Origin of the sequence: Mesorhizobium sp. M7A.F.Ca.CA.002.05.1.1, assembly GCF_003998335.1 — a bacterium.
GTDB lineage: Bacteria > Pseudomonadota > Alphaproteobacteria > Rhizobiales > Rhizobiaceae > Mesorhizobium.
The window spans coordinates 1-1,922 of record NZ_RZQI01001046.1 but is presented as its reverse complement, the minus strand read 5'-3'; the positions used below and the strand labels follow the sequence as shown (position 1 = coordinate 1,922).

Genomic DNA, 1,922 nt, shown 5'->3' with positions numbered 1-1,922 from the left:
GCCTGCAGTTCGCGAACGCCGATCGCTTTCATCGCCGGCAATTCGGGATCGAGGCCAAGTGCTGCAAGCCGCTTGACCTCGTCCAGCGCGCCCTTGTCCAGCATCTGGTCGAAGCGTTTGTCGATGCGAGCGACCAATGCCGCCCGATCCGGCTCGATCACCAGGAAACGCGCGCTTTCCCTGTCGATGAGCGGCTGGCCGCGTTCTGCCTGCCATTCCAGGATCGAACGGCCAGACGCATCGAGAACCTCCAATGCCCGCACGACGCGCTGGCTGTCGGTTGGCTTGAGCATCATGGCCGCCGCCGAATCCTCGCGCAGCAGCAGGCTGTGCAGCTTGACGGCGCCCTGCTCCTTCAACTCATAGCGCCAGCGGTCGCGGACCCGCTGCGGAATGTCGGGCATTTCCGAAATGCCCTCGGCCAGCGCGCGAAAATAGAGCCCGGTGCCGCCGACAAAAATCACTGGCCGTTCGGAGAATGTGCCGTCCTCGATCAGCTTCATCACATCGCGCAGCCAGGCGCCGGTGGAATAGGCGGTGGCCGGGTGGACATGGCCATAAAGATAATGCAGTGCGCGGGCGAGGTCGGCCGCCTCCGGCCGGGCAGTCAGCACGTCGAGCACCGAATAGCCCTGCATGGAATCGGTATTGACGATCACGCCCCCCCTGCGCTCGGCCAGATCGAGCGCAAGCGCCGACTTGCCGCTGGCGGTCGGCCCGGCTATCAGGATCGCGTTCTTCACGCGGCCCTTGCCCGCCTGCCCGCCGGAATGTTTCATGCCGCTCATCGCCACGCTTGTTTCCCGTCCCGCTGAGCGCGCTTTGTCGCTGTCGCTTGCGAATATGGCCTCACGGTCGGTCGGCGCAAGCGCTGTTGTCTGGCTGGCCGAAGGTATTGCCTGCGATCTCGTCCTGCCTGAGGCAGCCGACGACGCCGTCACGAGTGCCGTCTTGCGCACGGCACTTGCCAGCGAGGCCGTCGACGTGATCGTCCAGCAGGCGGAAACCCGCCGCAAGAAAATCCTGATCGCCGACATGGATTCAACCATGATCGACCAGGAATGCATCGACGAGCTGGCCGACGAGATCGGCGTCAAGGATCATGTTGCGGCCATCACCGCGCGATCCATGAATGGTGAGATCGCCTTCGAACCGGCTTTGCGTGAACGGGTGGCGTTGCTCAAGGGCCTCGACGCCGCCGTGGTCGATCGCATCGTCGCCAATCGCCTGACGCTGGCAGCGGGCGGCCGTGTTCTGGTCCGGACCATGCGCGCCAATGGCGCCTGGACGGCACTCGTGTCTGGCGGGTTCGAGGTCTTCACGACGCGCATCGCCGCCATGCTCGGTTTCCAGGAGAACCGCGCCAATCGCCTGCTCGAGCAGGACGGCCGCTTCACCGGGCTGGTCGGCGAACCGATCCTCGGCCGCGCCGCTAAGGCCGACGCGCTGATCGAAATTTCAGCGCGCCTCGGCCTGACGCCCGCCGACGCCATCGCCGTCGGCGACGGCGCCAATGATCTCGACATGATCTGCCTTGCCGGTACCGGTGTCGCGCTCCACGCCAAGCCGACGGTGGCGGCACAGGCCAAGGTCCGCATCGATCATGGCGACCTGACCGCGCTGCTTTATGTGCAAGGCTACAGGCGGGAGGAGTTTGTGCAATGAAACCAATGCGTACCGAGCGCCTGATCCTGCGCAACTGGGAAGATCGCGACCGCGACCTGTTCCACCGCATAAACTCCGACGACCGGGTGATGGAGTTCTTTCCGTTCCGCCGTGACCGCGCCGAGGCGGATGCCAAGATGGACGAGCTCCGGGCCTGGACCGCGGAGGACGGATACGGTTTTGCTGCCGCCGAGATCACCGCCACCGGTGAATGCATCGGCTTCATCGGTCTCCTCGACACCGATCATGTGCCATCC

General features: G+C 64.9%; 3 protein-coding genes. 2 read left to right on the top strand and 1 reads right to left on the bottom strand.

Features of this window, described 5'->3' with window-relative positions; all coding sequences use genetic code 11:
- On the bottom strand, window positions 1-788 hold a 788-nt coding region (miaA, locus tag EN939_RS32240; RefSeq protein ID WP_127271594.1), incomplete at its 3' end, for a tRNA (adenosine(37)-N6)-dimethylallyltransferase MiaA.
- Between miaA and serB the strand changes: the two genes are divergently transcribed.
- Window positions 778-1,665, top strand: a complete 888-nt coding sequence (gene serB, locus EN939_RS32235) for a phosphoserine phosphatase SerB (RefSeq protein ID WP_127271592.1) — start codon at window positions 778-780, stop codon at window positions 1,663-1,665. The two genes, miaA and serB, sit on opposite strands and share 11 nt — an antisense overlap.
- A partial coding sequence (locus EN939_RS32230) for a GNAT family N-acetyltransferase (RefSeq protein ID WP_164751425.1) occupies window positions 1,662-1,922 on the top strand: 261 nt, incomplete at its 3' end. The genes serB and EN939_RS32230, both read left to right, overlap by 4 nt.